The sequence below is a fragment of the uncultured Flavobacterium sp. genome (assembly GCF_963975005.1).
Lineage (GTDB): Bacteria > Bacteroidota > Bacteroidia > Flavobacteriales > Flavobacteriaceae > Flavobacterium.
Map to the genome: position 1 here is coordinate 1 of NZ_CAXBFR010000180.1, position 3,921 is coordinate 3,921.

Consider the following 3,921-nt stretch of genomic DNA (forward strand, 5'->3'; position numbering starts at 1 on the left):
ACAGATTAAGCAATTTAAAATTTGTTGAAAATTTAAATAACGAAATTATTGTAACTTTTGGATAAATAAATATTTAGAAATTAAAGCTAGAGGAATTTTGTAAAGAGTAATTCACAAAAATTTTTTATACATACATATTTAACTATATTTATAGCTTAATTATAATATACGATTAAATGCGATTAATTAAATTTTTATTTCTGTTTTGTTTCACAATAGCAGTTCATGCTCAAGATTATTTTCCCAAAAATGACGGTGTAAAGCAATCTTTCAAAAACCATGTGGCTATAACTAATGCTACAATATATGTTTCATCAACTCAAAAATTAGAAAAAGCAACACTACTTTTTAAAGATGGTAAAATTTTAGAAGTTGGAACACAAGTTTCAATTCCAAAAAATGCAACACTTATAGATGGAACTGGAAAAACTATTTACGCTTCATTTATTGATGTTTTTAGTGAATTCGGAATTCAAAAACCTTCAGATAAACCAGAAAGAGGTTCATCTGCTCAATATGATTCTTCTCGTGAAGGTTATTATTGGAATGACCATATAAAACCAGATTATAATGCCTTTGAAAACTTAAACTATGAAAACAAAAGTGCTGAAAAATTACGTGCTATTGGTTTTGGTACAGTTTTAAGTCATTTTAACGATGGAGTTATTGCTGGAACAGGTTTGCTTTGGACCTTAAATGATGATGGTAATAATGCAACTCGTATCCTAAACAATAAAATCTCTCAACATTTTACTTTTAGTAGGAGTAAATTTTCTAGACAATCCTATCCTTCTTCTTTAATGGGAAGCATGGCTTTAATTCGCCAAGTATATCACGATGGAAAATGGTATGCTCGAGGAACTTCAAAAACAAAAGATCTAGCGCTTGAAAGTTTTAATGCAAACAAAAATCTACTTCAAATTTTCAACGCTGGTGATAAATTAAATAGCTTAAGAGCAAGTAAAATTGCTAACGAATTCGGAGTAAATTACTTAATAAAAGGTGATGGTAATGAATTTGAAAAAATAAACGAAATCAAAAACACAGGTGCTACCTATATTATCCCTTTAGATTTTCCTGATGCTTATGATGTTTCTGACCCATATTTAGCACAACAAGTGAGTTTAAGTGATATGAAATTTTGGAATCAAGCTCCTTTTAATTTGAAAATTTTAGCAGAAAATAACGTTCCATTTGTTTTAACAACTTACGATAATAAAGAAGCTAAAGATTTCTTAGAAAATTTAAGAAAAGCTATATTATATGGTTTACCAAAAGACAAAGCAATTGCAGCACTAACTGAAACTCCAGCAAAATTAATGAACCAATCTAATAATTTAGGTACATTGAAAAAAGGGGCTTTAGCCAACTTTATTATTGTTTCTGGAGATATTTTCGAAAAAGACAGTAAAATTCACGAAAATTGGGTGCAAGGAAATAGAAACATTCTAGATAAAATGAATGTTGAAGATATCCGTGGTGAATATTATTTGGTTTTCGATAATAAATCATTTGACTTAAAAATTTCAGGTGAACTTGAAAAATTAGAAGCTAAAACTTCAAAAGATAGTATTGATTATGGAACTAAATTAAATTACAGCGAACCTTGGGTAAATTTAGTTATTAAAACAAATGATTCTATTAAATCTGCCTATTATAGATTAACCGGAACAAAAACTTTCAATTATTTAGAAGGAAAAGCAGTTTTAGAAAACGGTCAAGAAACAACTTGGAAAGCCACTAAAAAAGAAGTTGTTGAAAACCCTGAAGATAAAAAGAAGGAAGACAAAAAAGAGGATGAACCTAAAGTACCAACAATGGTTCCTGTTACTTTTCCAAATTTAGCTTATGGAAATGAAAATAAACCCAAACAAGAAACACTACTTTTCAAAAATGCAACCGTTTGGACAGGTGAAAAAGATGGAATTCTAAAAGAAACAGATGTTTTAATCGAAAACGGTAAAATTGTCAAAATCGGTAAAAATATTTCTGCCAAAAACGCCAAAGAAATTGACGCAACTGGCAAACACTTAACAGCTGGAATAATTGATGAACATTCACATATCGCTATTTCAAATGGAGTTAATGAAGGTGGACAAAATTCTTCTGCCGAAGTAACTATTGAAGATGTAGTAAATTCTGATGATATCAATATTTATAGAAACTTAGCTGGAGGAGTTACTTCATCTAATTTATTACACGGTTCTGCAAATCCAATTGGTGGTCGTGCAGCATTCGTAAAATTAAAATGGGGTTATTCTCCAGATGAAATGGTTGTAAAAGATGCTCCAAAATACATCAAATTTGCTTTAGGTGAAAACGTGAAACAATCCAATTGGGGAAGCAGTCGTTTTCCTCAATCAAGAATGGGAGTCGAACAAGTTTATGAAGATTATTTCACACGTGCTTTAGAATATGAAAAAGAATGGAAAAGCTATAATTCAGGTAAAACAAAAAACAAAGTAATGCCTCGTTTTGATATAGAAATGGAAGTTTTAGTAGAAATCATTAATAAAAAACGTTTCATTACATGTCATTCTTATGTACAATCAGAAATTAATATGTTAATGAAATTGGCCGAAAGATATAATTTTAAGATTCAAACCTTTACACATATTTTAGAAGGATACAAATTAGCCGATAAAATGGCTGAACATGGTGTTGGTGGATCAACATTTGCAGATTGGTGGGCATATAAATATGAAGTTAATGATGCTATTCCATATAATGCAGCTTTAATGCAAAGTCAAGGGGTTATGGTTTCTATTAATTCTGATGATGCAGAAATGTCAAGACGTTTAAATCAAGAAGCTTCAAAAGCTGTGAAATACGGAAACGTTTCTGAAGAAGTTGCTTGGAATTTCGTAACATTAAATCCAGCAAAACTATTGCAAGTTGATGACAAAGTTGGAAGTATTAAAGTTGGCAAAGATGCTGATGTAGTTCTTTGGTCAGACAATCCATTATCTATTTACGCTAAAGCTGAAAAAACTATAGTTGACGGAACCATTTTCTATGATTTAGAAAAAGAAACTACAACTTTAGCAACAATTCAAAAACAACGTAGTGATTTGATAAATAATTTACTTGAAGCAAAAAACAAAGGTTTAAAAACCCAAGCTCCAAAGAAAAAAGAAATCAAACACTACCATTGTGATACTGTTGAGGAATTTTAAAACTCAAGTTCAATTGCAATAACAATATCAATTGCCGTTCAGATATAGCCAACGGTTTTAAAATACAATATACAATGAAAAAATACATATACATATTACTGGTTTCAACAATAGCTTTTGGACAACAAACACCAGCTTCGAAACAAACCAAAAGCATTCTGATTTTAGGTGGTAAAGCTCATATTGGAAATGGAACTGTAATTGAAAACAGTCTTATTTCTATAAAAGATGGAAAAATTGCTATAATTGGGGATGGAACTCTAATGAAACCAGCAAAACATGACATTGTAATAAATGCTTCAGGTAAAGAAATTTATCCAGGATTTATTGCTCCAAACTCAACTCTAGGTTTAGTCGAAATTGATGCCGTAAAAGCTTCTGATGATGAAAGTGAAATGGGTGAAATGAACCCACATATTAGAAGTATAATTGCTTACAATGCAGAATCTGGCTTAGTAGAAGTAGCTCGACCAAACGGAGTTTTATTAGCACAAATAACACCAAGAGGTGGAAGAATTTCAGGCACTTCATCAATCGTTCAATTAGATGCTTGGAATTGGGAAGATGCTGTCATAAAAGAAAATGATGGAATTCACTTAAACTGGCCAAGAAGTTATTCTCGTTCAGGTTGGTGGGCAGAACCAGGAGGAATTCAACCTAATAAAAAATACGACGACCAAACTACTGAAATTCAAGATTTTTTCAATAATTCAAAAGCTTATGCAACTTCAATTGTAACTGTAAA

Annotated in this window: 1 protein-coding gene and 1 pseudogene; both read left to right on the forward strand. The window is 30.8% G+C overall.

The genetic code is table 11. The annotated features are described in order from the left end of the window. Positions 1–176 precede the first annotated feature (176 nt). Positions 177–3,176 carry an amidohydrolase family protein gene (locus AACZ53_RS14090; RefSeq protein ID WP_339839769.1) on the forward strand — a complete coding sequence of 1,000 codons (3,000 nt, stop codon included), beginning with the start codon at positions 177–179 and terminating at the stop codon, positions 3,174–3,176. A 74-nt stretch (positions 3,177–3,250) separates the two neighbouring features. Continuing rightward, positions 3,251–3,921: pseudogene (locus tag AACZ53_RS14095) on the forward strand (amidohydrolase); the annotation flags it as partial.

What these genes read in the sequence shown, in the direction of transcription:
- AACZ53_RS14090 (WP_339839769.1), top strand. Translation starts at nt 177, where the DNA reads ATGCGATTAATTAAATTTTTATTTCTGTTTTGTTTCACAATAGCAGTT.